This window comes from Aliisedimentitalea scapharcae, from assembly GCF_045277565.1.
Classification (GTDB): domain Bacteria; phylum Pseudomonadota; class Alphaproteobacteria; order Rhodobacterales; family Rhodobacteraceae; genus Aliisedimentitalea; species Aliisedimentitalea scapharcae.
In genome coordinates this window covers 1-21,088 of record NZ_CP123586.1, presented here as the reverse complement: position 1 = coordinate 21,088, position 21,088 = coordinate 1, and the positions used below count along the sequence as shown (strand labels likewise).

At 54.8% G+C, this 21,088-nt stretch carries 21 protein-coding genes; 14 read left to right on the top strand and 7 right to left on the bottom strand.

Going from position 1 to position 21,088, the window contains the following annotated elements:
• Window positions 1-55: 55 nt before the first annotated feature.
• Entirely contained in the window at window positions 56-328 is a 273-nt protein-coding gene (locus tag QEZ52_RS21955) for a glycine zipper domain-containing protein (protein ID WP_406651365.1), read from the bottom strand.
• Between the two features lie 365 nt (window positions 329-693).
• Here QEZ52_RS21955 and QEZ52_RS21950 point away from each other — a divergent pair, with 365 nt between their 5' ends.
• From QEZ52_RS21950 to galE, 8 genes are all read left to right on the top strand, one after another.
• Window positions 694-987: a hypothetical protein gene (locus tag QEZ52_RS21950; RefSeq protein ID WP_343211626.1), complete on the top strand. Its 294-nt coding sequence runs from the start codon at window positions 694-696 to the stop codon at window positions 985-987.
• A 28-nt stretch (window positions 988-1,015) separates the two neighbouring features.
• The gene (locus QEZ52_RS21945) at window positions 1,016-1,393 is read left to right on the top strand and encodes a hypothetical protein (RefSeq protein ID WP_343211625.1); all 378 of its coding nucleotides are present in this window, start codon (window positions 1,016-1,018) and stop codon (window positions 1,391-1,393) included.
• A gap of 346 nt (window positions 1,394-1,739) precedes the next feature.
• The gene (locus QEZ52_RS21940) at window positions 1,740-2,099 is read left to right on the top strand and encodes a hypothetical protein (RefSeq protein ID WP_343211624.1); all 360 of its coding nucleotides are present in this window, start codon (window positions 1,740-1,742) and stop codon (window positions 2,097-2,099) included.
• A gap of 141 nt (window positions 2,100-2,240) precedes the next feature.
• A complete protein-coding gene (locus QEZ52_RS21935) occupies window positions 2,241-3,146 on the top strand; it encodes a hypothetical protein (protein WP_406651362.1) in 906 nt (301 codons plus the stop codon).
• A 5-nt stretch (window positions 3,147-3,151) separates the two neighbouring features.
• Complete coding sequence (locus QEZ52_RS21930; RefSeq protein WP_343211622.1) at window positions 3,152-3,493, top strand: hypothetical protein; 342 nt, start codon at window positions 3,152-3,154, stop codon at window positions 3,491-3,493.
• A gap of 2 nt (window positions 3,494-3,495) precedes the next feature.
• Window positions 3,496-4,824 (top strand): glycosyltransferase family 2 protein, encoded by a 1,329-nt coding sequence (locus QEZ52_RS21925; RefSeq protein ID WP_343211621.1) that lies wholly within the window; start codon window positions 3,496-3,498, stop codon window positions 4,822-4,824.
• Complete coding sequence (locus QEZ52_RS21920; protein ID WP_343211620.1) at window positions 4,824-5,855, top strand: efflux RND transporter periplasmic adaptor subunit; 1,032 nt, start codon at window positions 4,824-4,826, stop codon at window positions 5,853-5,855. Before QEZ52_RS21925 ends, QEZ52_RS21920 begins: the two co-directional genes overlap by 1 nt.
• Window positions 5,852-6,862, top strand: a complete 1,011-nt coding sequence (galE, locus tag QEZ52_RS21915) for a UDP-glucose 4-epimerase GalE (protein WP_343211619.1) — start codon at window positions 5,852-5,854, stop codon at window positions 6,860-6,862. The genes QEZ52_RS21920 and galE overlap by 4 nt, the downstream gene beginning before the upstream one ends.
• Window positions 6,863-6,893: 31 nt before the next feature.
• Here galE and QEZ52_RS21910 read toward each other — a convergent pair whose 3' ends face one another.
• Both QEZ52_RS21910 and QEZ52_RS21905 read right to left on the bottom strand, forming a co-directional pair.
• Complete coding sequence (locus QEZ52_RS21910) at window positions 6,894-7,226, bottom strand: hypothetical protein (protein ID WP_343211617.1); 333 nt, start codon at window positions 7,224-7,226, stop codon at window positions 6,894-6,896.
• 67 nt (window positions 7,227-7,293) lie between these two features.
• Window positions 7,294-8,169, bottom strand: a complete 876-nt coding sequence (locus QEZ52_RS21905) for a LysR family transcriptional regulator (RefSeq protein WP_343211616.1) — start codon at window positions 8,167-8,169, stop codon at window positions 7,294-7,296.
• Between the two features lie 134 nt (window positions 8,170-8,303).
• On the opposite strand from QEZ52_RS21905, the gene QEZ52_RS21900 reads away from it, so the two are divergent.
• The 3 genes from QEZ52_RS21900 (at window position 8,304) to QEZ52_RS21890 (ending at window position 11,258) form a co-directional block, all read left to right on the top strand.
• Window positions 8,304-9,269, top strand: coding sequence for an NAD(P)-dependent oxidoreductase (locus tag QEZ52_RS21900; protein WP_343211615.1), 966 nt, complete (start codon window positions 8,304-8,306; stop codon window positions 9,267-9,269).
• An 18-nt stretch (window positions 9,270-9,287) separates the two neighbouring features.
• Complete coding sequence (locus QEZ52_RS21895) at window positions 9,288-10,124, top strand: 3-methyl-2-oxobutanoate hydroxymethyltransferase (protein WP_343211614.1); 837 nt, start codon at window positions 9,288-9,290, stop codon at window positions 10,122-10,124.
• Window positions 10,125-10,220: 96 nt separating this feature from the next.
• Window positions 10,221-11,258, top strand: coding sequence for a sterol desaturase family protein (locus tag QEZ52_RS21890; RefSeq protein ID WP_406651357.1), 1,038 nt, complete (start codon window positions 10,221-10,223; stop codon window positions 11,256-11,258).
• Window positions 11,259-11,491: 233 nt separating this feature from the next.
• Here the strand turns inward: QEZ52_RS21890 and hutH are convergent, their stop codons facing one another.
• Window positions 11,492-13,015, bottom strand: coding sequence for an aromatic amino acid lyase (hutH, locus tag QEZ52_RS21885; protein ID WP_343211612.1), 1,524 nt, complete (start codon window positions 13,013-13,015; stop codon window positions 11,492-11,494).
• Window positions 13,008-14,015 carry an ornithine cyclodeaminase family protein gene (locus QEZ52_RS21880; protein WP_343211690.1) on the bottom strand — a complete coding sequence of 336 codons (1,008 nt, stop codon included), beginning with the start codon at window positions 14,013-14,015 and terminating at the stop codon, window positions 13,008-13,010. Before QEZ52_RS21880 ends, hutH begins: the two co-directional genes overlap by 8 nt.
• A gap of 105 nt (window positions 14,016-14,120) precedes the next feature.
• Here QEZ52_RS21880 and QEZ52_RS21875 point away from each other — a divergent pair, with 105 nt between their 5' ends.
• Window positions 14,121-15,038, top strand: a complete 918-nt coding sequence (locus tag QEZ52_RS21875; protein WP_406651354.1) for a LysR substrate-binding domain-containing protein — start codon at window positions 14,121-14,123, stop codon at window positions 15,036-15,038.
• A gap of 172 nt (window positions 15,039-15,210) precedes the next feature.
• On the opposite strand, the gene QEZ52_RS21870 is transcribed toward QEZ52_RS21875, so the two are convergent.
• Window positions 15,211-16,482 (bottom strand): replication initiation protein, encoded by a 1,272-nt coding sequence (locus QEZ52_RS21870; RefSeq protein WP_343211610.1) that lies wholly within the window; start codon window positions 16,480-16,482, stop codon window positions 15,211-15,213.
• A 596-nt stretch (window positions 16,483-17,078) separates the two neighbouring features.
• Between QEZ52_RS21870 and QEZ52_RS21865 the strand changes: the two genes are divergently transcribed.
• Both QEZ52_RS21865 and QEZ52_RS21860 read left to right on the top strand, forming a co-directional pair.
• Window positions 17,079-18,464 carry an AAA family ATPase gene (locus QEZ52_RS21865; protein WP_343211609.1) on the top strand — a complete coding sequence of 462 codons (1,386 nt, stop codon included), beginning with the start codon at window positions 17,079-17,081 and terminating at the stop codon, window positions 18,462-18,464.
• Window positions 18,457-19,524 (top strand): ParB N-terminal domain-containing protein, encoded by a 1,068-nt coding sequence (locus QEZ52_RS21860; protein WP_343211608.1) that lies wholly within the window; start codon window positions 18,457-18,459, stop codon window positions 19,522-19,524. The genes QEZ52_RS21865 and QEZ52_RS21860 overlap by 8 nt, the downstream gene beginning before the upstream one ends.
• A 775-nt stretch (window positions 19,525-20,299) precedes the next feature.
• On the opposite strand, the gene QEZ52_RS21855 is transcribed toward QEZ52_RS21860, so the two are convergent.
• Window positions 20,300-21,088: an efflux RND transporter periplasmic adaptor subunit gene (locus QEZ52_RS21855; protein ID WP_343211607.1), complete on the bottom strand. Its 789-nt coding sequence runs from the start codon at window positions 21,086-21,088 to the stop codon at window positions 20,300-20,302.

Here is a 21,088-nt window from a genome sequence, read left to right as displayed (position 1 = left end):
CGGAAAATTGGCCTCGGTTGGAAGGGAGAACCCGTTCCGGGTGTTTCGGGATCGCTTAGCGGTGCTTGCGATGGCCGTTGTTTTGGTGATGGGCACGGTGATCTTCAAAATTGTCCTTTTGAACGGCACCGGCAACGGCACCGAGGGCAGCTCCGGCAGCGGCACCTTGGGCCGCGTCTCCACCGGTGGCTTCCGCTACGACAGCCCCGGCAACAGCACCCTTGACGGCTTTTTCAGCAACATAATTGGCGTGGGCCGACATCGGCATTGCCAAAACCAGAGCCGCAACAAGAGAAGAAAGCAGCGTGTTTTTGCGAGTATTTGTCATGGGTCCAACCTTTTCTGACAATGGCGTCCGATGTGGCCGCCTTCTGTCATTCAATTTAGGGAGGCGGCAAACGGATAAATTTTGAATTTGGGTCGGTTGTTTGTGATTTTGGGCCAACCCATTGTGCAAACGCTCTCCACCCGCCGCCTGTTACCATAGCCCGGAAATTACCTGCTCCTCTGCCCTTCAGAACGGCCATCCCTGTTTGAAATGCCCGCCACGAACGCGTGTGAGCAAAAGGTTCGATGTCCCATAATCGCACACCTCCGTCCCATCATCAAAAGCGGCGAGTGTAGAACAAACCTAGTTTTTAGGGTGTCAGGCACCACAACCAGACACACAACACACACCCAGAGGAAAATAAAATGTTCTACACCTTCGCAAAAGCAACTGCCTTCGCCGCAACCGCCTTGACATTGGCCACCGCTTCCTTCGCTGATACCGGCACCACCGCTCAGACCAATGCACAATTCGAAAGCTATGAACTGGCCCAGACCGTTGGCATGGATCGCCGCCAGGACCGTCGCACTGATCGCCGCGACGATCGCCAGGATCGCCGGTTCGATCGCCAGGACTGCCGCCAGGACAACGGGCTGGTCGGAAACGACAAACGCAATTGCAAACAAGGCGAACGTCAACAGCGTAACGCCAACGGCTGATCCACAGAATTTAAACAGGGAGAGAGACATGGAACATGAAATCCTGAACGGTCTGATTGCTCGCTCGGATGGCGCTTTTCACCTGCGCCTCTTGCTGCAACCGACAATGGCGCTGGTGTTTGCGGTGATTGACGGCCGCAAGGACGCAGCGACAGGCGAGCCACCCTATTTGTGGGCCCTGCTGTCGCGACCAGGCCAACGCCGCACTCGGATCAAAAGTGCCTGGGAGGCAATCGGCAAAGTGTTTCTTGTCGCCATCATCCTGGATTGCCTCTACCAATATGTCTCTTTCGGGTCGATCAAATTGACCATTGCCGTCTTGGCAGCACTTATCCTGTGCGCACTCCCCTATACGGTGGTGCGCGGCCCGATCAGTCGGCTAAGCCGCATGCGGCCCCCTAAATGATCACACTGTGCAAAAACGCTTTGCGTCCCGTGACACTCACACCGCGCAGAGCGAGCACAGCCGGTGAATAGCCATTGGTCTTTTGATGTCCCATAACAGATCTCCGGCTCAATACCGGAGCGCGCGCGATAGCCCAACAGGGAGAGTTGGTGTGTGTCACGGCTTTCGCGCGCATTTTCCCGATAATGGCGTATTGGCAAGAAGCCGAATGAACTTGTCCATAAATCACATGCGAAAATGACGGACACTCCCAATCTTTGTATTAACCGGATGACGCAACGGGGTCAGACAATCTGCCCACAACCCGACTGAAACAGTCTCCCGGTTCAACAGATGGAGACACAAGATGACCTTTCAAGACACCAGCTTTCGCCACCTCTTTCAGGCTTCCGATGGAACATGGGTTTTACCCGTCGATGCAGGTGCCTTCAATGGGTACAGCGCAGTGGTTCCGGCTCCCTTTGGGATGGCACCCGTTCTGGATACCGGGTCTTTGCTGCGGGTTCAGAGCAACACCAACAGCCCCCTCCCCGACGTTCTGTGGCGCGTTGTCGCGCGTGTCGCTCCCGCCTCGGACGCGGGCTCACAGGTCGCCAGTTTGGTTCTGGTTCCCACCGATGTTCCGGCCAATGTTCCGGCCCCGTCGGTCAAACGGGTCGAAGAGGCCGTTCTGGGCAAACCTGCCCAATCAGCGCTTGCAGCTTGACACTTGGCCTCAAAGTTATGTGAAATCAAATCAGAAAGATTTTTGTCTGAAATTTGGTTATCGAGGTCTGGTTAATGACAGTTTTTGGAATTCTCCACATTCGGGCCAATGCCGATTTGGGTTCTTGGCCCGGAGTATTCCGTGACCACCTTAGACGCCTGTGACCTGAATGATCCGGTTTCGCGGCAAGCGTTTGACGCCATTGTCGTGGATGACCCCCGTGTGACAGACTTGGCTCTTCTCAGGTCCGCGCCAGACGACCAAACCACGCCCATTTTCTTGAACTCTCAGGACACAAAAGATCATCCCTTGGCGGATGGTGGCCTGCCGGATGATTTGGCTACGGTTCTGACAAAAGCCCGTGCACGACAAGACAAGAACGCACTGCTCCAGGACCAATCCAGCGAAGCCGTGGTCCTGAGCTGGCTCTGGCATCTTGATACGCGCATGATTGCGCCGGTGATAGATCTGAGCAGGCCTGAAATCTACCGCTATCCCGTTCTCGACATGTTGGGAGGCGAAGCTGCCAACACCTGGTTGGTCCGGGCGTGCCAACGGGAGTTGACCATTCCCATTTCTGTCATCGACAGGACCCGAAATTGTGCAACCTGCGCCAGCGCTCATCTGAATTATGTAGATCGTTGTCCCTATTGCGATGCGCTGGACATCAAACGCGAACAGGCCATTCATTGTTTCACCTGCGGATTTGTTGGCGAACAGGGCGTGTTTCGGCGCGCAGAACGATTGATCTGTCCAAAGTGCGACACCGCCCTGAAACACATTGGAACCGATTACGACCGCCCCATCGAACGCATGCGCTGCTGTGGATGTGGCGAAAGGTTCAACGACCCTCGGATCAAAGCAACCTGTTTGGAATGCGGAACAATCAATGCACAAGCTGATTTGCAGACACACACATTTCGTTCCTACGGGCTGGGTCCAGCCGGAGAAGCGCTGTTGAAAGGGGGCGCAGCCCCGAAGATCAAATACGCGCCTTTGGCGAAGCCGTCGGACCAGAGCAATTCCTGTGGACACTCAGTTGGTTGAACTCTATGGCGCGTTCGAACTCGGTCGTGGCCCGGATCGACATTCAGGACCAACCAGAGGTCAGCGATCAAGACCGCGCCCGCACCCAATCGTTGCGCGACCAGATTGGATCTCTGCTACCTGAAACAGCGGTTCTGCATTACCGAGACCTCAACACAATAATGGTTCTGTTTCCGGAACAAGGTCAGGATCAGACCAAAGAGTTCGTGCAGCGGATCAAGTCGATTGGCGAAGCCCAAAAGAACAGCCCGCTCAAACTGACCGTTGATGCCATAACACTGCCCCAGCCCCGGATCGGACCGGATGCGCGCGGCTGGTTGGATCGTTTTGCCGACAAGGCGAATTGAACATGACACTGGACCTGTCAGCCATATTTGACACGGTCTGGGGTATTCTTGGTGCCATCGTTTCGGATCCGGTGATGCTGTATATTCTGGTGCCGCTGATCATCCTGGTCGAGGCACCACTGACCTTGGTGGTTCTGGCGGGCATGTTAAAATGGCGCTGGCGATACGACAGACGGCCACCTCTGGCCTCTCATCCAGATGTGTCCTGCATAATAACCTGCTACGGCGAAGGGGACGCAATTATAAAAACCATCCTGACCCTGTGTGAACAAACCTATCCCGGTAACATCGAAATCATCGCGGTGATTGATGGCGCAGTACAGAATGGTGACACCTATCAGGCGGCTCTGGACTGTGAAGACGTAGTTCAGCGATACCCCAAGCGCAAGTTGGTCGTATTGCCAAAATGGCAACGCGGTGGACGGGTGTCGACGCTGAACGCCGGCCTGTACGCGGCCACCGGAGATATTGTCATGAATGCCGATGGCGACACATCCTTTGACAACAACATGATGGTCGAAATCATTCGCGAATTTGACGATCCAAATGTACCTGCGGTTGGGGGTGCGCTGCGGGTACGCAACGACCGCGTTAGCCTGGTGACCCGGATGCAGGCGTTCGAATACATGATTTCGATTCAAGGCGGAAAGACCGGACTGGGTGAATGGAACCTGTTGAACAATATTTCCGGGGCCTTTGGAGCCTTTCGACGTGAATTTCTCAAGCAGATAGGCGGCTGGGACACACATACAGCCGAGGACCTGGACCTGACGGTTCGGATCAAACAGTATTTCGGGCGTCACCCGAATATGCGGATCCCGTTTGCCGGGCGCGCAATCGGGCACACAGACGCGCCTGAAACCTTCAAACAACTGCTGAACCAAAGGCTGCGCTGGGACGGAGATCTGGTTTTCCTGTATTTGCGCAAACATCGGAATGCGTTTTCGCCGCGCCTGTTGGGCATCAAGACATTGGTGTTCACCTTTGTCTACGGAGTGCTGCAAAACGTGCTGTTCCCGGTGCTGATCGTTGCCTTCAATATCTGGATACTGGCGATCTATCCGCTGGAGTTCGTAGTCGCCATTTTTGCCCTTCAATATTCAATGTATTTGGTGTTTGCAGCGCTGCTGTTCGGAGTGTTCTGGGTTGGTGTATCCGAACGCATGACCAAGGACAGCATCGCCTGGACTTGGTTGCCGGCCTATCCACTCTATACCTTTATACTGCGGGTGTTCGCCGCGTTTGCCACATTGAACGAAGTGCTCAGACGCGGACACGAGGAATCCAACATGGCCCCCTGGTGGGTTCTAAAACGGGGGCGAAGGTTCTGATGGAAGTGCGGTTCGACGGTGTCAAGAAAACAGACCCTACCAACCACGAAGGATTTCAAGTCAACTACGCTGCACCCAAGCGCGCCGGGTTTCGGTGGCGTTGGCGTTTCATGGTCCTGCTGGTAATCAGCCCGATCCTGATTTGGGGCTGGTTGGTGTTGCAAGAAGAAATCCTGGTTCGCGCCGATGGTATATTGACCACAGAACCCATTCGACTGAGCGCCTCGAACCCGGGATTTGTCACCTCGATCCCTGTGGCACCCGGCGACAATGTTTCGATTGGGCAAAAGCTGCTTGATCTGACTTCGCCCGAAGTCGATCGCAAGATCCAACATTGGAGCAACAACCTTGAAGTGTTGACAACCTATCAGGACCAAATGATTGCCAGCCTCCGGGTCACGTTGGACGCCTATACAAAACGACTGGAAGAATCCCGCCGCAAGCAGGACAAGATCGCAGCCCGTTATCAGCAGCTGGCGGACAAGGGCCTGTTCAAATTATCCGATCAAATGCAACTGAATGAAATGCGCCGGGCGCTGTCGCATGATGAACGCCAACATATTGTCGACCTCGAGCGGCTGGAAAGCCTGCGTTACACCCATGATCTGGCCGATGAAATCCGCGCTATTGAACTGGAAATCGCTGTCGCCGAAGTTCAGCAACAGCAGTTGGATACCCGCGCGAACGAAGATGGCGTGGTAAATCGAATTTTTGTCAAAGAAGGCGAATATGTCACCGAAGGCGATCTGCTGATCGAGTTATCAAATTACGATACGCCAGTGGTCAATGTGTTCCTCCAGCCTGAAGGTATTGGGCGCGCTAGGGTCGGCAACCCGGTCGTCGTCATTTTTCCGGATCGGGTCCGCTATGACGGAGTGGTCAAGGAACCTCCACAGATTACAGAGACCATTCCCGCAGCACTGGCCGGGCCGTTTGAAGGTTCAAAACGTGCGATAAAAGTGGTGGTAGCCCTTGATGAAGAACCTGAATTCTGGGTCGAAGGGTTGCCGGTGGAAGTAAGGTTCAAATGAAGATCCTTGTAACGGGCGGTGCCGGATACATCGGCGCGCATACCTGTCTCGCCTTGCTGGAGCAGGGATATGAGGTTGTGGTCTACGACAATTTTTCAAACGGTCATGTCGAAGCGCTGCGCCGGGTTCAACGCCTGGCTGGACGGACGTTGGATATTGTTCGGGGCGATATCCAGGACGGGAATCTGGTACGCAAGACATTGCAAGAGCACAGGTGCGGCGGCGTCATTCACTTCGCGGGCCTCAAGGCGGTGGGAGACTCCGTCTCGAACCCGCTGTCTTTCTACAACAACAACGTATTTGGGACGATCTCGCTATTGGATGCTATGGAAGACTGCAATGTTCGCAGGTTGGTCTTTAGCTCGTCGGCGACGGTCTATGGCGATCCCCGGTGGCTGCCGATCACCGAAAACCACCCGCTGCGCGCCCTGAACCCCTATGGGCGGACCAAACTGATGATCGAAGACGTTCTACGGGACCTCTATGCATCAGATCCGTCGTGGTCCATCGGAATCCTGCGGTATTTCAATCCGGTCGGTGCCCATAGTAGCGGCGAAATCGGTGAAGACCCCAAGGGTGTCCCAACCAATCTGATGCCCTATATCGCCCAAGTTGCCAGTGGTCTGCGTTCATCTCTGAAAGTTTTTGGAGACGATTACCCAACGCTCGATGGCACGGGCGAAAGGGATTACTTGCATGTGGTCGATCTGGCAGAGGGTCACATTGCTGCGCTCAAGGTGCTGGAGGCCCCGACGCTGTTCGAAGTCAATCTTGGCACAGGCAATTGTTCAACAGTTCTGGAGATGGTCGATGCCTTTGCCCGCGCCTCGGGTCGCGACATTCCCGTAGAACATCAGAACCGTCGCGCAGGCGATGCGGCCAGCTGCTTTGCAGACGCGTCAAAAGCGTTGGAGTTGCTCGGATGGCGCGCGTGGCGTGACATCGACACCATGTGCCGCGACCATTGGAACTGGCAAAGCCGCAACCCGGAAGGGTATCAGGCCTGATTGGTTCGCGGTCGTCCCGGTGCTGAACATATCACCCCGGAAACAACGGATCCTTGATGACTTTGGGTGACCAGATAAGAGCGGCACGTTCCGGGCGTTCAACTATGGCAGGATCAAATTCAACACCATATTCCGTTGCCCGGACACCGTTTTCATTCAAGTGATTGAGTATTCTTGACCATTCCGGCGCTGTTGGAAACGATACTTCGGTTTCGGCTTCTTCAATGATTTTCGTTGCCAGACCTGCACCCAAGGCAAGTTCTTCGCGGGTTGCACCCAACAAGGCCCTGGCGGCCCTCAGCCGGCGCGCCATCCATCGAGAATCTGTAAATTTCAATCGCTCAGTCACTTCAGAATGCTCCATGAATGTTCAGCAACAATTCCATTCCACAATAGCGCGAATTGCACAAATGGCGACAAGGGACATTGGCCTATGCAAACTCCGCTTCCAACCACGCTTCAAACAGTTGTTTCGCTGGGCCACTTGCGTCCGGCATGGAACCATCGAGAATAAAATGGCTCTGCTCAATCGGGACCGGATCCCCAACGATAGAGATTGATCGACCGGCCGCAATGGCCGAGGCCGCAAACCGTTCCAGCACCAGGGCATGTCCACCACCTGCAGCGACGATGTCGACGGCAGCCACCGTTGTATCCACGGCATAGGGCGGTGTGTCATCCGTCGGTTGCAGACCAAAAGCCGTCAGATATCGATGCCACATATCCTCGAATCCCAGGATCGCAACCAAAGATCCCTGCTGCAATGTCTGGACGGAAAGGGTTTTGGAGCCAGTGGTCCGGCTGGAGATCGGAACAATCCGTTCCTTAGAAATTTTCCGCGCCGGGACGTCATCCCATCCTCCGATCCCCAAACGCAGCTCGACATCCACATTCTCACGCCCGGCGGATTCGGCCCAAATGTTCGAAACCATTCGAATAGAGACGCCAGGATGAGAATTCATGAAGTCCGGCAACCTATGTGCAAGACAAAAGGCTGCTGTGGAAATCGGAGCTCGGACTGTCAAAACTTGTGCGTTGGAGCTCCCAAACAGGCTCGTCGTCGAAAGCGCGATATCCCCCAAAGAACGGCGCAGCGAAAAAGCATAAGCCTGTCCTACCTCGGTCAGGGTCAGATGGCGCGCAGCGCGGGTAAACAGCTGGCACCCCAGCTCTGCTTCCAACGACCGTACATGCAGGCTCAGGGCTGTTTGAGTGATGCCCAGTTCGGCAGCCGCGGCAGTGAAATTCATATGCCGTGCAGCGCATTCAAAGGACCGCAGCCAGATCAGATTGGGGAACTTGGGCATATTACAACCAATTATTTTTGGTGATTTTTGCTCTTTTTATTCGTTTTACTTTCAGATTGCAATCTTCGTAAATCAACAGACCAGTCAGAAACTTCTTTGGCTGGTCTGGCCAAAGTTGAACAAGGAACGGGCGTATGAAAGTTGGATTTATCGGTCTGGGTAATGTCGGAGGCAAGCTTTCGGGTTCGCTGCTCCGCAATGGCATCGACCTAACCGTTCATGACCTAAACCCCGAACTGGTCACCGATTTTGTCAGCCGCGGGGCAAAACAGGCCGATGGTCCGGCGCAGCTGATGCGCGATTGCGACGCGGTTATCACCTGCCTGCCATCGCCCACTGCATCCGATGCGGTCATGCAGCAGATGCTGCCCGAAGTAACGGCTGGCAAGATCTGGATGGAGATGTCCACCACCGACGAAGAAGAAGTCAAACGTCTCGGCGCGATGGTCATGGGCCGCGGCGGCGCGGCAGTAGATTGCCCGGTTTCAGGCGGGTGCCACCGGGCAGCCACTGGAAATATCTCGATTTTTGCCGGGTGCGACCGGGCCACATTTGAACAAATCGCCCCCTTTCTGAAAACAATGGGCCGCCGGATCCTTCATACCGGCGACCTCGGGTCGGCTTCGGTTCTGAAGGTAGTCACCAATTATCTGGCCACTGCCAACCTGGTGACCTGCTGCGAGGCACTAGTGACGGCCAAGGCGGCTGGCATGGATCTGAACACCACCTATGAGGCGATGAAGATCAGCTCGGGCACGTCGTTTGTGCATGAAACCGAAAGCCAGGTGATCCTGAATGGATCCCGAGACATCTCATTCACCATGGATTTGGTAAAGAAGGACGCTGGCCTGTTCCAGCAGGTTGCCGACCGTCACAATGTACCGTTGGAAATCTCACCCAAGCTGGTCGATATCTTTGATGACGGCATCAACCGTTTTGGCGAACGCTGTTATTCGCCCAACATCATCAAACGCCTGGAAGAGGCCACTGGACTGGACATCCGCGCGCCGGGTTTTCCGCCGGAAATGCTGGACGATGAACCGGAGGAACCCGGATACGAAGTCATCCCGCAGGGCCGTCCCCTGAAAGCCGCTGAATAAGACCGAAGGGTAGCAGCCATGAAACGGATCTACACCTTTGGAGGGGTTCCCGCCGCGCGCAACCTGACGGTAGCGGACATTGTGGCCGGAAAGGGGCTGCGCAAACTCGTGCAGACAACTGCCGTCAACCGAACCGAGGCAGCAGCGGCCGAAGCGGCGGCGATCGACCACCTATCGATCGTCGACCACGACCTGGCCGAGGTGCGTGCAGGCGCACCCAACACATTTACCACTGCGGCTTTGATGGCCTCCGACTATGAAACACATCAGGATATACTGCGAGCTGGTATCCGCGCCGCTACGGCCGGAGCCGACGCGGTTTACACCATGCGGAGTTTGAAGGCCGTAGAACTGTTGGCCGACGAAGGGCTGGCCGTTCAGGGGCATCTGGGTCTGGTGCCCCGCTTATCGACCAGGATCGGGGGGTTACGCGCGTATGGGCGCACCGCCGATGAAGCGATGAGCCTGGCCGAAGATCTACGCCGACTGGAGGATGCAGGCGCCTATGCGGTTGAATTGGAATGCGTCGCAGACGAAGCCATTGCCGAGATCAGCCCACGCACCAGACTGATTACCCACTCGATCGGATCCGGCGGGGCCGCGGATGTGATTTTCCTGTTCCAGGACGATGCCTGTGGCGACACTCCAAACGCGCCCCGTCACGCCAGAGCATTTGCTGATATGGCCTCGGCCCGCGCAGCAATGGAAGTCGAGCGGATGAAAGGCCTGACCGCCTTTCGCGCTGCCGTTCTGAACGGCAGCTACCCGGACTGCACCACCAGTGTCGCAATGAAACCGGGCGAACATGAAAAACTGCGCGAAGCGTTGGACAAACGTCGCCCGTTTCACCAGTAGGCTCGGCCATGACCGGCAAAGCATCCCGAAAATACCCATACGAGCCCCCTCCCCCGCCAACCTGAAACCCACAACCATTTCAGGAAAGGACAGGACATGACGAGCATCGACACCCCATCCACGGACAAGACCAAGACCCGAACCACCTCCGCCCCCATGAGCCGCGAATGGCATTGGCACCCAAATTTGCCGGTCAGTTTCGCCCCCTATTGGAACTGGCCTCCGAAATTCGGAACGCTGGCAAAATGGGTCTGGCAGAACTATTTGCAGGTATCGGATCGTTCGATCTATGTAGCACTGGCCTTTGTTGTTGCCTACTGGCTGCAACCGGTTGGCCCAGAGCAAATGGTTTTTGCCTTTGATTGGGTCGCGTGGGTTTTTGTGCGCAACTGGGTCTTGCTGCTGGTTGTGGCAGGAGGCCTTCACCTTTGGTTCTACGGGATCGACGGGCAGGGCAAGTTGCTGAAATATGACCCTCGACCCTATATGAAGCGCAAGAACGCGCTGTATAAATTCGGCTATCAGACCTGGGACAACATTTATTACTCTATGGTCTTTGGCGCGACGTGCCTGTCCGGCTTCGAAACCGCCCTGCGGTGGAGCTATGCCAACGATTTCATCGCAACGCTCTCCTTTACCGCTCATCCGATCTGGTTCCTGGCGCTATTCCCGCTTCTTGCGATCTGGCAAAGCTTTCACTTCTATGTTGTGCATCTGGCCCTGCACCAACCCGCTGTCTACAAATACGTCCATGCGGTACACCATCGGAACGTCAATACCGGCCCTTGGTCGGGAATGTCGATGCACCCAGTCGAGGCCATTGGGTATCTCAGCGCAATCCTGATCGTGCTCGTGCTGCCCAGCCATCCTGTACACATGGTATTCCTAGGCTATTGGCTGATGTTGGGTGCGGCGTCATCACATTCGGGATACGAAGCTATATGGGCCAGAAACCGCCAGGCCTTGTTGATCGGAGCCTTTTTCCATCAGCTGCACCACCGGTATTATGAATGCAACTATGGCAATGCCGAAATGCCGTGGGACAAGTGGTTCGGCACATACCATGACGGTTCCGAAGAGGCGACGCGCATTACCCGGGCCCGCAAACGTGAGATGCACGCCAAAGGTCAATAACACCTCTACTCGGAATTGACTGCCGGCTCACAGGGGGTGCGATTTCTGAAAACCTACATCAATGGTCGAAGGATCGTGCCGACTGAGGCGTCAACGACGTGATCGTGTGCCCCTCTTATGCGGTACATAACCTTGTGTTTTCACAAGACAAGCAGGTCCACCTGATGTGACGCCGCAGGCCTGAATGTCGAAATCAAACGGAGCGATCTGCGCTGTTAGGATCTGAAAGCCCCCTACCCGCGCGACATCACACCACCCGCAAACCCATTCTCACCTATCGCCTCCGCGATCGTCTCGATATCCAGTCCAAGAGGACGATCCGCGCCCAACGGCTCGGATATTTTACGCAGATTGGTCAATACATCTATCAACGCCGGCGACAATGCGCCGTTGACACCGTGCAGATCCACAGCTTGGCCAGCCACCATCAATTCAATTGCCGTCAGTCGTCGTAGCCTGTCGATGATCTGCCGCAGAGCTTTGACCGCGGTTGGCGACCCCGTCATGCAATCTTCGACACCATTGGCATTCAGACTGGGCCAGATCGGCACCGGTTGAGCCTGATGCGCAATTTCGCTGGCAAGGGCCTCGGCTGGTTTCATAATCGGTGCAAAGCCATTTGACGCGCTGTTCGGTTTGGCCAGAAAACTGGGAAGATCGCTGAACACAGGGTTCAACAGCTTGCTGATCCGGGCCAGTTGAGCAAAGACCAGCGGCACAATACTGCGGTTTAGGGTCTCAATCACGCTGGTAACTTCGGACGTGAAAAAGGCTCCGCTCGATATGATTTTTCTGCTGTCGACCAGGGCCACGGGATTGTCGCTGGCGCTGTTGATCTCAATCCTCAGGCATTCAATGGCCTGGGTCAGCGCGGTCTGGGTCGTACCGTGAATCTGCACGACATTTCGAAAGCACAGAGGATCCTGCAATCGGCGTGCCTGCGCGGGGTCCATCAATGCGCTTCCATCCAATCGGTGGCTCAAACCGGCTGCGACCGAAATTTGACCGGGATGTGGCTTTACCGCCAGAATGGTTGGATCCAGTGGGCCCAGATTGGCGCGAAACCCCACCATCGACAAGGCAACAGCCGTTTGCGCCGCTTCAAAGGCTGTTTGTGCCTCATACAGAGCCAGCGCCGCCGCACCCGCAACAGACCCGGTATGATTGGCCAATGCCAGCCCTTCTCGCGGCGCAAGAACAAAGGGCTCGATGCCATGAGCCCGCATGAGTTCGGCGCTGGAACTGACCTCGCCATTTGCTTGACGCATTTCGCCTTCGCCAATCAATGCCAAACCAACAGTTGCATTCAAAACCAGATCCGCGGCACCGATAGACCCAATCTGGCCACATACCGGCGTCAAATCTGCCTCGAGGCAGTCAGCCAGATGCTGCGCCAGTTCGGGACGAGCACCGCTATGACCACATAGCAACGTATTGAGCCGCACAATCATTCCGGCCCGAATGACCTCGCGCTGTTCTTCTGGTCCAATGGCATGCGCTCGACCCCGAAGTGTTTGAACTGAAAATTCGGACAATGCATCAGTATCCAGAACCTCAGTCGATCGCGCACCCAACCCAGTTGTCACACCGTAGACGGCCACCTTTTCGCGGATCGCCTGTTGTACCAGCGCATGGCTGGCAGCCATCGCCCGTAACGCATCGGGATCCAGGTCGATCCGTGGGACCCTATGCGACGCCCGATGCAGATCCTCAACGGTCAGCGCAGTCCCATCCAGCCGCAGAACAGGGTCACTCATCGCGATACAACAGGTTCTGGACAATGCCCATATCGCGTGCCTTGTCCAGGATCCGCGCCCCCAACGCGATGTCCCCGGTGGACATGCCCCGGTGCCAGAACAAGATCGTTTCATCGTCGGATTCCCGCCCAGGTTTGGCACCACAGGCAATTTCACCGATTTCGGCGTAAAAACTGTCTTCGTTGATCTTTCCTGCATCAATATGCGGGCGCAGCGCCCCAAGATGCCCGGCCCGCATCTGCCCCAGATCGTCCATGACGAATTTGTCAAACCCATCGACAAAATCCAGCGGCAGCGCACTCATGGTGCCATACGGCACAACAAAGCTGCCCTTTTTCACCCAGGAGCGATCAAATAGCGGGGTTGGCTGGTTCAAACGTGTCGCCTCGATCATGATATCCGCACCGGATAGGCAGCTTTCCCAATCCTCGGTGACGACGACCTTTTTTCCCAGATCAGCACTGAGCCGTTCGCCAAAGGCATTGCGGCTTTCGGGACGGCGCGAATGAACCCGAATTTCATCAAAGTCAAACAGGTGGTCAAGCAATCTTACATTCCAATAGGACGTTCCCCGCGCACCCAGATGCCCCAACACCCGGGGGTTTTGGGGCCCCAGCCATTTGGCACCCAATGCGGTCAGCGCCCCGGTGCGCATGTCGGTGATCCCCGCGGCATCAATCACGGCCAAAGGTGCGCCGGTTCTGGGGCAAAACAAATTCAGCAGCGCCAGCTCGGACGGCAAACCCCGTTTATAGTTGTCGACAAAATCCCCGACGACCTTGACCCCGGCATACCCCAAGGGTTCGACATAGCCGCGCAAAACATTGAAATGACCGTTGAAGGCCGGATCAGGTGTCAAATGCATTCGCGGTTCAATCACTGTGTGCCCGCGGCCCGCTGCTATCAACCCTTGCTCAACAGCGCCGAGGATTTCGTCATTGGTCAACGCCAAACGATCAATCTCTGGCTTTCCCAGATATTCGATTTCCATTTTTGCCATAAATGCCATCCTCCGTTGCATACAGGTTGGCCGCTGGGATCTGGCATTTCAAACCCACAAATACTATAACTAGGCACAGTTTTTCTTATGCAAGAAGGGAGCGCCATGATGCGCCTGCCGCCGCTCAATCCGCTCAAAGCCTTTGAAGCCACGGTGCGGCTGGGCGGTTTCACCGCTGCGTCGGTGGAATTGGGTGTGTCCCCGCCTGCTGTCAGCATGCAGGTTCGCAAAGCCGAGGAATATTATGGGAAAAAATTATTCCGGCGCTCTCATAATGCGCTTCACCTGACAGATGCTGGGCGTCAACTGTATCCATCCGTATCTGCGGCGCTGATCGAATTGTCGACCATCTCCGATCATCTTCTTGAAAACGAGGCCCGGTCCAATCTGGTTATTAGCACAATCCAATCTTTGGCAGTTCAATGGGTTTCACCCGCCATTGCGAGATTTAGGAGAGCCTGTCCCGATGTTGGCATCGAGCTGAGGATTGAAGCAGACCCAATTGATCTGGAACGGGCCCTGGTCGACATCAGATTGACGAACGAAAGCCATCTCTACCCTCAACACGCAACAACGCAATTGTTTGACGATACTGTGTTTCCAACGTGCACACACTCGTTTGCTGACAAATACCTTGCCCAGGATGGGTTTCAGTCGCTTCCGGATTCCGCACTGATCCATACCGATTGGGGTGAAAACTACGCGTCCTTTCCGACATGGGCGGCATGGTTTCGCACTGCAGGCATTGCCAGGACTCCGGACATGCGCAAAGGGTTGCGCGTGGGCGGTGCCGCGGTGGCATCGGCACTGGTCCTCAATAACGCCGGGATTGCCCTGATACCCAAAAGGCTATTTCGCGATTTGCCAATGGGGGATCATGTGGTTTTGCCCAGCATGGTGGGATTGCCCCTGCCCTATTCGTTTTATGCGATCACCCCACAGCAGCACGGTCAGGCATCCAGACGTTCTTTGTCCAAGGGTCCGTTGGTCAATGGGTTCTTGAATGAACTAAAGACCGTGTGAAACGAAATTCCAGACATCCGCCCTCTTAATAGTCGATCAAATGCACAGCCTTGGACAACGCAGGGAGCGGAGTTTGCGAAACGCGCGTCGCAGACTGCCGTTGGGCAACTTTCTGTGTTCTGCGCCATTTCTCTACAAATCGACGCGCAGTGTCCCCCTTTGATTCCTGGGGCTATTCAGGTTCGCCATCAAATGCTTCGGGTTCAAGATCTTTCCAAAAGGCAATTATGGCGTTTGCATTCAACCCAGACCGCCATCCCTGGCTTCGAAAGCTCTCGCGATCAAGGTCATCTGTCAGGCCCGTCATAAACAATTGTTTGTCTGCATCTCGTTGCGTTGGGTTTCGCCGCGAAACCAGCATTTCGACAATGTTCAATTGGTTTGCACGTTCCGCCCGTTCGGCCTGTCGCGCCTCAAAGTCAGCATCTTCCCGCGACCGCTGTGCGTCTCGTAGCATGCGGGCTTCCATGGCTTCCGGGCTGATCTGGGTGGGTTCGACCCGTGTTGTCGGCTTATAATCATCACGCAATGCTGCCGACAAATAGCCAACCGAACTTTTGATCTGGTCCTGCCCAGACATATAGTTCAGTTTCTCCTGAACGTAATCTTCGCCATGTTCCGCAATCCATTGCCGCGCCAACCGGTCCGACACCCCCTGCCCCCGCAGCAATTTATAGGTCTTGAGATTGCGCACACCATCGCCGTCGTCGATCTGGAACATTGCCATTTGGGGGTTCTCTCGGACCAGAAACCGAATGTCGGTGACCGCCCTACCCTTTTTACGAAACCCCGGTTCGATCAAAATATCAGAGCTCTTGTTCACTTCGGCGACCGATGGCTTGATAATCTTGGCATTCAAATGCTTGAAGCTTTCATAATAGCTGGACCCGTCGACCCCCATCAACTTGCGGAACGTCTCGAGGTTCCACCAGCCAGTCGACCCTGTACGCACAAATCGATAGCAGTTTTCGTAAAGCGCCAACCCATGTCCCGAGCTGAAATTGCGTTGGATATGCACATTGATGAGGGCATATATTTTAGGGTCATGCAGCTTTTGTGCCAACGCCGGAGAATAGGCATATTCGCATACGCCGCCCTTGAGCTTTGCAAAAGACAACAGCGAAGAGACCCCCCATTCCTGTTTGCCCTGTTCGTCCAGCATATCCCACTCCGCTACGGTTTCGGCTAATGCCCGTAGGCTGGCACGCAGAGTGTCAAAATCATTAGAGTTATACCCAACAATGGTCGCTAGCGTTCGGGCATCGATGGTATGGGACTGTGCAGTGGTCAACGCGTCATAGGCGTTCAGCAACAGAACATTGGACAACTTCCGTTGCAGCAAGCTCAGCTTCCCACTGATGTGGATTGCGGCTACGTTCTTTTTGACTGTCTCACGGCGAAGTGCGCCCGACAGTTTGTCCATGTCAATTCGTGAATCGTCCATTGAGTATGCCTGCTCTTTTTGAACCCATTCTAACCAATAGGTACCTGCGGATCAATCACTAGCAGGTTCCCTATCCAGGTTTCAAAGGTACCCGTTTGCAGGAAGGCACCAGGCAGACAGATATCCACTTCGACGGCGAAATGCACGCACACCGCCTGAGTGCCCCCTCAGATGGGGCACTTCACAATGCTGGACCCGAGTCGAATTAGAGCCTAAACGCCCACATTAGAGCGCAAGTGGGGCCCAAGGCAGCATCCTGAGAATCGGTACCGAAAATACCGTTGCTTGGCACCGTTGATCCCGTATTCTGGTACCTTTCGTCCTGTGTACGGTACCCTTTCATCCTGTAAGTGGGTACTAAAACACCTACAAGGCATTGAATTTATTTCATTTTATGACCCGAAATATTCTAAAGTTCTTAAAGATAATAAACCTATGTCGTGTTCTCTTTCATTCTAACCTATTGGTTTCGTCGCGAAACCGACAACTCAGCCGAAATTCTGCATCTTCCTAAGACTTGTGCTGGATTGAAGAGACGATGTTCTATAGTTTCGGAAACATACGCTGAAAAGGCGAACATAACCCGAGGCGCAAAAATGAGCAAACCAACGTCCCCTACCCCACCGCCCTACTTGAATCTCGATCCCAAAGCGGCAGCATCCCGATTGCCAGACCCTATTGGAACACAGCGATTCGCAAAAGCCGCCGCGTTCTGCGCCAAAGGCCGAGAGGATCTTGCGCGACGCGGATACGCGCCGGACGGAGAAAAGAGACTACGTAAGTTTTCGACCTGGGAAATCACCAAATACCTTATCCCCATTGCCCCAGCACATTTGAGACGTGTCCTGAAGTCCAACCCCGAATTACCCCAGGGTGAAGGAGATGGCGGATCAAAGTGGTTCACGCTCGAAGAGGTTCTCTCCTTGCGCCAGTATTTCGACAGTGAGGGGGTCAGCACAAAAGAATACCTGCCCTATCGACCCAAAGGACTCCCTGCCAAGGTTGTATCGGTCGCAAACTTCAAAGGCGGTGTAGGGAAAACGTCAACCGCGGCACATTTGGCAATGTCGGCGGCGCTGGACGGCTACAAGGTGCTGGTGATTGATTTGGATTCCCAAGGATCAATGACATCCATTTTGGGCGGCAAAGTAGCAGATGAGTGGAAAACAGTTTTTCCGTTGGTGGCCAAGGATTATGCCAAGGCGGTATTGCAGGAAAATCAGGTTCGTGCTGCCGCCGGCCAACCGGAAATTCCGTTGGATGAAACTCTGCAAGAGGCGCTAAAAACAACGCCCTCAGATGTGATCCAGAGCACTCATTGGCCGAATATTGATTTGATTGGGGCCCAATTGAACCTGTACTGGGCGGAATTCCAGATACCAGTTTGGCGCATGGGATTGCGCAGCTGGCCGCTTTGGGATGGGCTGACCAACTTTCTCGAGGATGAAAACATCCTGGAGCAATATGACATCGTCTTTCTGGATACGCCGCCCGCTCTTGGATATCTGACGATCAACGCTTTGGCCGCGGCCGACATATTGTTGGTCCCGCTCGGTGCTTCGTTTTTGGAATTTGATTCCACGGGCCGGTTCTTTGACATGCTATACACGACATTTGCCAGCATCGAAGACGGAGAAAACGCTGCGCAGCGGGCTGCGGGGTTGCCCGAAATCAAGTTCGAGTGGGATGTGGTCCGGGCAATTGTGACGCGGTTCGATGCTAGCCAGCAAACCGATATGGCAAATGTGATCCAGGCCTATTTCGGCGATTTCATGAATGCGTATCGCCAGGATTATACAGCTCTGGTCGGTCAGGCCGGTGAACAGGTCAACGGAATTTATGAGGCAGATTACCGCGATTTTAATCGGGATACATATGTGCGGGGTCGGGAGACCTTTGATCGGACATACGCCGAGTTCAAGGAACTGCTAATCGGTTGTTGGTGGCGCGACGCGCAGATGGGAGATACAGGCAATGGCTAAACGCAGACGGCTGACAGCCCCAGACGAACATGAACTGCAGGAACTCGAAGAAGGTTTCGCCGCGAAACCGGCGCTCAATCCGTTTGAGGCAACAGCGGCGGCACCACCCATAGCAAAGGTCGCAGGAGAGGCTGCGTCGCTCAACGGTATGGCGTCCGTCACAGACCGCGTTGCTTTGGCTCAGGATCAGGGGGACGCGAGCAAGTGGCGCAACGCCGATCAGGCAGGTCTGGTTGCACAGATGATCCCGGTCGCCGAGATTGATCAGGACTTTATTCGCCGGGACCGTCTGGTCGAAGACGACGAGGCAATGCACGAACTGCGCAGTTCAATTTTGTCCAATGGTTTGCGCGCACCGATCGAAGTTGCCCGAACCGACGACGGCTATGGTTTGATTTCAGGGTTCCGGCGGCTTCGGGCCTTTACCGAATTGTCGAAATCAATCGGTGCCTTTGGTGATATTCCCGCCTTTGTTCGCAGTGGCAATGCCGGCGAAGCGGCGTATGTTTCCATGGTCGAAGAGAACGAAGTGCGCGCAGACCTGACGCACTATGAACGTGGTCGCATTGCTGTGCTCGCAGCGGGGCAGGGGGTATTTCCCGACGTTGCTGCAGCGGTGGATGTGTTGTTTGCCGCCGCGTCCAAGGCCAAGCGCTCCAAAGTGAGAAGCTTTGCCACAGTTCATGAGGCGTTGGGCGATCTTCTCAAATATCCGACTGCATTGACTGAAAAGGGCGGTTTGCAATTGGCGGCAGCATTGCGGGATGGGGCGCAGCCACATTTGCGTGCAGCGTTGGGGAACGGTGATGCGGCTGACCCAACTGCGGAATGGAATATTATTCAGTCGGCGCTGACCAGTCGGGCAAGCATACCACGTGACAAGACACGCGGAGGTCGGCCCCAGAAAATAACACGTTTGCCAAACCGGGAACTGGAGAACGGCGGCGTTCTGAGTGCCGAAATGTCGGCCGACGGAATGCGCATAGAACTGCGGGGCAGGGAGGTTAGCGTCGGAGATCTGGAGAGTATTCTGAAAGAAATTTGCCGCCAATTCGAATGACGGGTGGGCATCACGATATCGGATGGGCACCCGTGATGTACCTAATTTTTTCCGTTACTCTGGTTTGCACAGCGCAGCTTGAATACTTATGCGGTGCGGCAGGATCTGAACAATGACACCCGATCCATTTGGCGAAAGGTGATTAGGTTGGATCGGCAGTCCGACAGGCTCAAAGCTTTGAATAGAGATTGCCGGTCCGGCTCCTGTTAGGGCCAGAGAAAGCCAATTTAATAACTTCTGCGCAGCAGCTGTAGATCCAGTTTCTGGTCAGTATTATTGGACATAGCTGAAAGCCTCAGGGGAGGGCGCTTTGGCGGAACAAATCGAAGAAAAAGCGCCGTGATCAAACCTGTTCGCTGTCAGAAACAGGATGTACGGTCAATCGGGATGACGATACATACCCTACCTTGAAATGCGGCCAGGATCTTCACCGGTTTAAAAGAATGCTTAGGTGTTGTGACCTATTTGTCGGTGATGGTCAGCGTGTTCTCTTGATCTGAATCCCTGGAGGGCCAAGACTGTAGACCGCAACAGACCTCCGGGTTTTTGTTGGAAGATTTGGCATTGAAAGACAGTTTCATCACTGAACCCGTCAACGACGGAGGGGAATAGATTTGGCCACGTGCGGGCTTGGTAGCCGACAGTCCCGCCCAAGATCGCGCCGCACGACTGCCTTGCTGTTGAACCCGACAGCGACGGGTAAAGCCCTGTGTGTCAGATGCTGCAGGGGGTCTTGCCGTCACACGTACGACCGAGAAGAGATCAATCTATCGTCTCAGTTGCTTTGCTGTTCAACGTGAAATCCAGTCCCAAAAGTGACTTTGCACCGGTGCCCGGCCGGGATCTCCAGATCCGGGTTTTCCAATTTCAACTGTAAACCGAATGTCCCGCTTGCAACGTCAAAGACACGATCAATACGGGAAATCTCCGCAGGATAGCTTCCGTCCAACGGGGCTGCGGGTTCCACCTGTGCAATTTCTCCCACGTGAACTGAATTGTATTCTCGCACCGGCAAGAAGGAGACAATTTCCAAAGGATCAAGCTGAACAATTGTTGCAATACTGCCTTCCAAGGGCAGATACTCACCCTCGTCGTAGTGTCGCTTTAGGACGACTCCGTCGATGGGGCTGCGAATCTCCAGCAAAGAAAGAGCGGCTTTTGCTCTTGTGAGTTCACCCAAGGCAACGCGGCGGGCGAGTTCAGCCCGAACCAGCAATGACCTGTTTGCATCTACAGAGGATTGGATCTCCTCCAAAACGCCTTTGGACACGACCCCGCGGTCCAGCAATTTCTGGGTTCGTTCTAGGCGTCCCTCCAAAAACTGTAACTGGGTTCGCTGGGCTTCGATCTCCGAAGTGTCCTCGGCTCGAATTTCCAGCATCTGAACGGTTGCATATTGAATCGTCGCCTCAAGCCGCGCCAGCACTTGGCCTTTCTTGACCTGTTCCCCCGGATCAAAAAAGACTTCTGTAACGACGCCGCCTGACTGACCAGCGACGTCCACTGTTTCTGATGGATCGATCACGCAATCGTACACCTGTGCCGCTACAGGCGCGCCGGACAT

Bases quoted from the DNA above. Each gene is read 5' to 3' on its own strand.
- QEZ52_RS21955 (WP_406651365.1), bottom strand. From the start codon at position 328: ATGACAAATACTCGCAAAAACACGCTGCTTTCTTCTCTTGTTGCGGCT.
- QEZ52_RS21950 (WP_343211626.1), top strand. From the start codon at position 694: ATGTTCTACACCTTCGCAAAAGCAACTGCCTTCGCCGCAACCGCCTTG.
- QEZ52_RS21945 (WP_343211625.1), top strand. From the start codon at position 1,016: ATGGAACATGAAATCCTGAACGGTCTGATTGCTCGCTCGGATGGCGCT.
- QEZ52_RS21940 (WP_343211624.1), top strand. From the start codon at position 1,740: ATGACCTTTCAAGACACCAGCTTTCGCCACCTCTTTCAGGCTTCCGAT.
- QEZ52_RS21930 (WP_343211622.1), top strand. From the start codon at position 3,152: ATGGCGCGTTCGAACTCGGTCGTGGCCCGGATCGACATTCAGGACCAA.
- QEZ52_RS21925 (WP_343211621.1), top strand. From the start codon at position 3,496: ATGACACTGGACCTGTCAGCCATATTTGACACGGTCTGGGGTATTCTT.
- QEZ52_RS21920 (WP_343211620.1), top strand. From the start codon at position 4,824: ATGGAAGTGCGGTTCGACGGTGTCAAGAAAACAGACCCTACCAACCAC.
- galE (WP_343211619.1), top strand. From the start codon at position 5,852: ATGAAGATCCTTGTAACGGGCGGTGCCGGATACATCGGCGCGCATACC.
- QEZ52_RS21910 (WP_343211617.1), bottom strand. From the start codon at position 7,226: ATGGAGCATTCTGAAGTGACTGAGCGATTGAAATTTACAGATTCTCGA.
- QEZ52_RS21905 (WP_343211616.1), bottom strand. From the start codon at position 8,169: ATGCCCAAGTTCCCCAATCTGATCTGGCTGCGGTCCTTTGAATGCGCT.
- QEZ52_RS21900 (WP_343211615.1), top strand. From the start codon at position 8,304: ATGAAAGTTGGATTTATCGGTCTGGGTAATGTCGGAGGCAAGCTTTCG.
- QEZ52_RS21895 (WP_343211614.1), top strand. From the start codon at position 9,288: ATGAAACGGATCTACACCTTTGGAGGGGTTCCCGCCGCGCGCAACCTG.
- QEZ52_RS21890 (WP_406651357.1), top strand. From the start codon at position 10,221: ATGACGAGCATCGACACCCCATCCACGGACAAGACCAAGACCCGAACC.
- hutH (WP_343211612.1), bottom strand. From the start codon at position 13,015: ATGAGTGACCCTGTTCTGCGGCTGGATGGGACTGCGCTGACCGTTGAG.
- QEZ52_RS21880 (WP_343211690.1), bottom strand. From the start codon at position 14,015: ATGGCAAAAATGGAAATCGAATATCTGGGAAAGCCAGAGATTGATCGT.
- QEZ52_RS21875 (WP_406651354.1), top strand. From the start codon at position 14,121: ATGATGCGCCTGCCGCCGCTCAATCCGCTCAAAGCCTTTGAAGCCACG.
- QEZ52_RS21870 (WP_343211610.1), bottom strand. From the start codon at position 16,482: ATGGACGATTCACGAATTGACATGGACAAACTGTCGGGCGCACTTCGC.
- QEZ52_RS21865 (WP_343211609.1), top strand. From the start codon at position 17,079: ATGAGCAAACCAACGTCCCCTACCCCACCGCCCTACTTGAATCTCGAT.
- QEZ52_RS21860 (WP_343211608.1), top strand. From the start codon at position 18,457: ATGGCTAAACGCAGACGGCTGACAGCCCCAGACGAACATGAACTGCAG.
- QEZ52_RS21855 (WP_343211607.1), bottom strand. From the start codon at position 21,088: ATGTCCGGCGCGCCTGTAGCGGCACAGGTGTACGATTGCGTGATCGAT.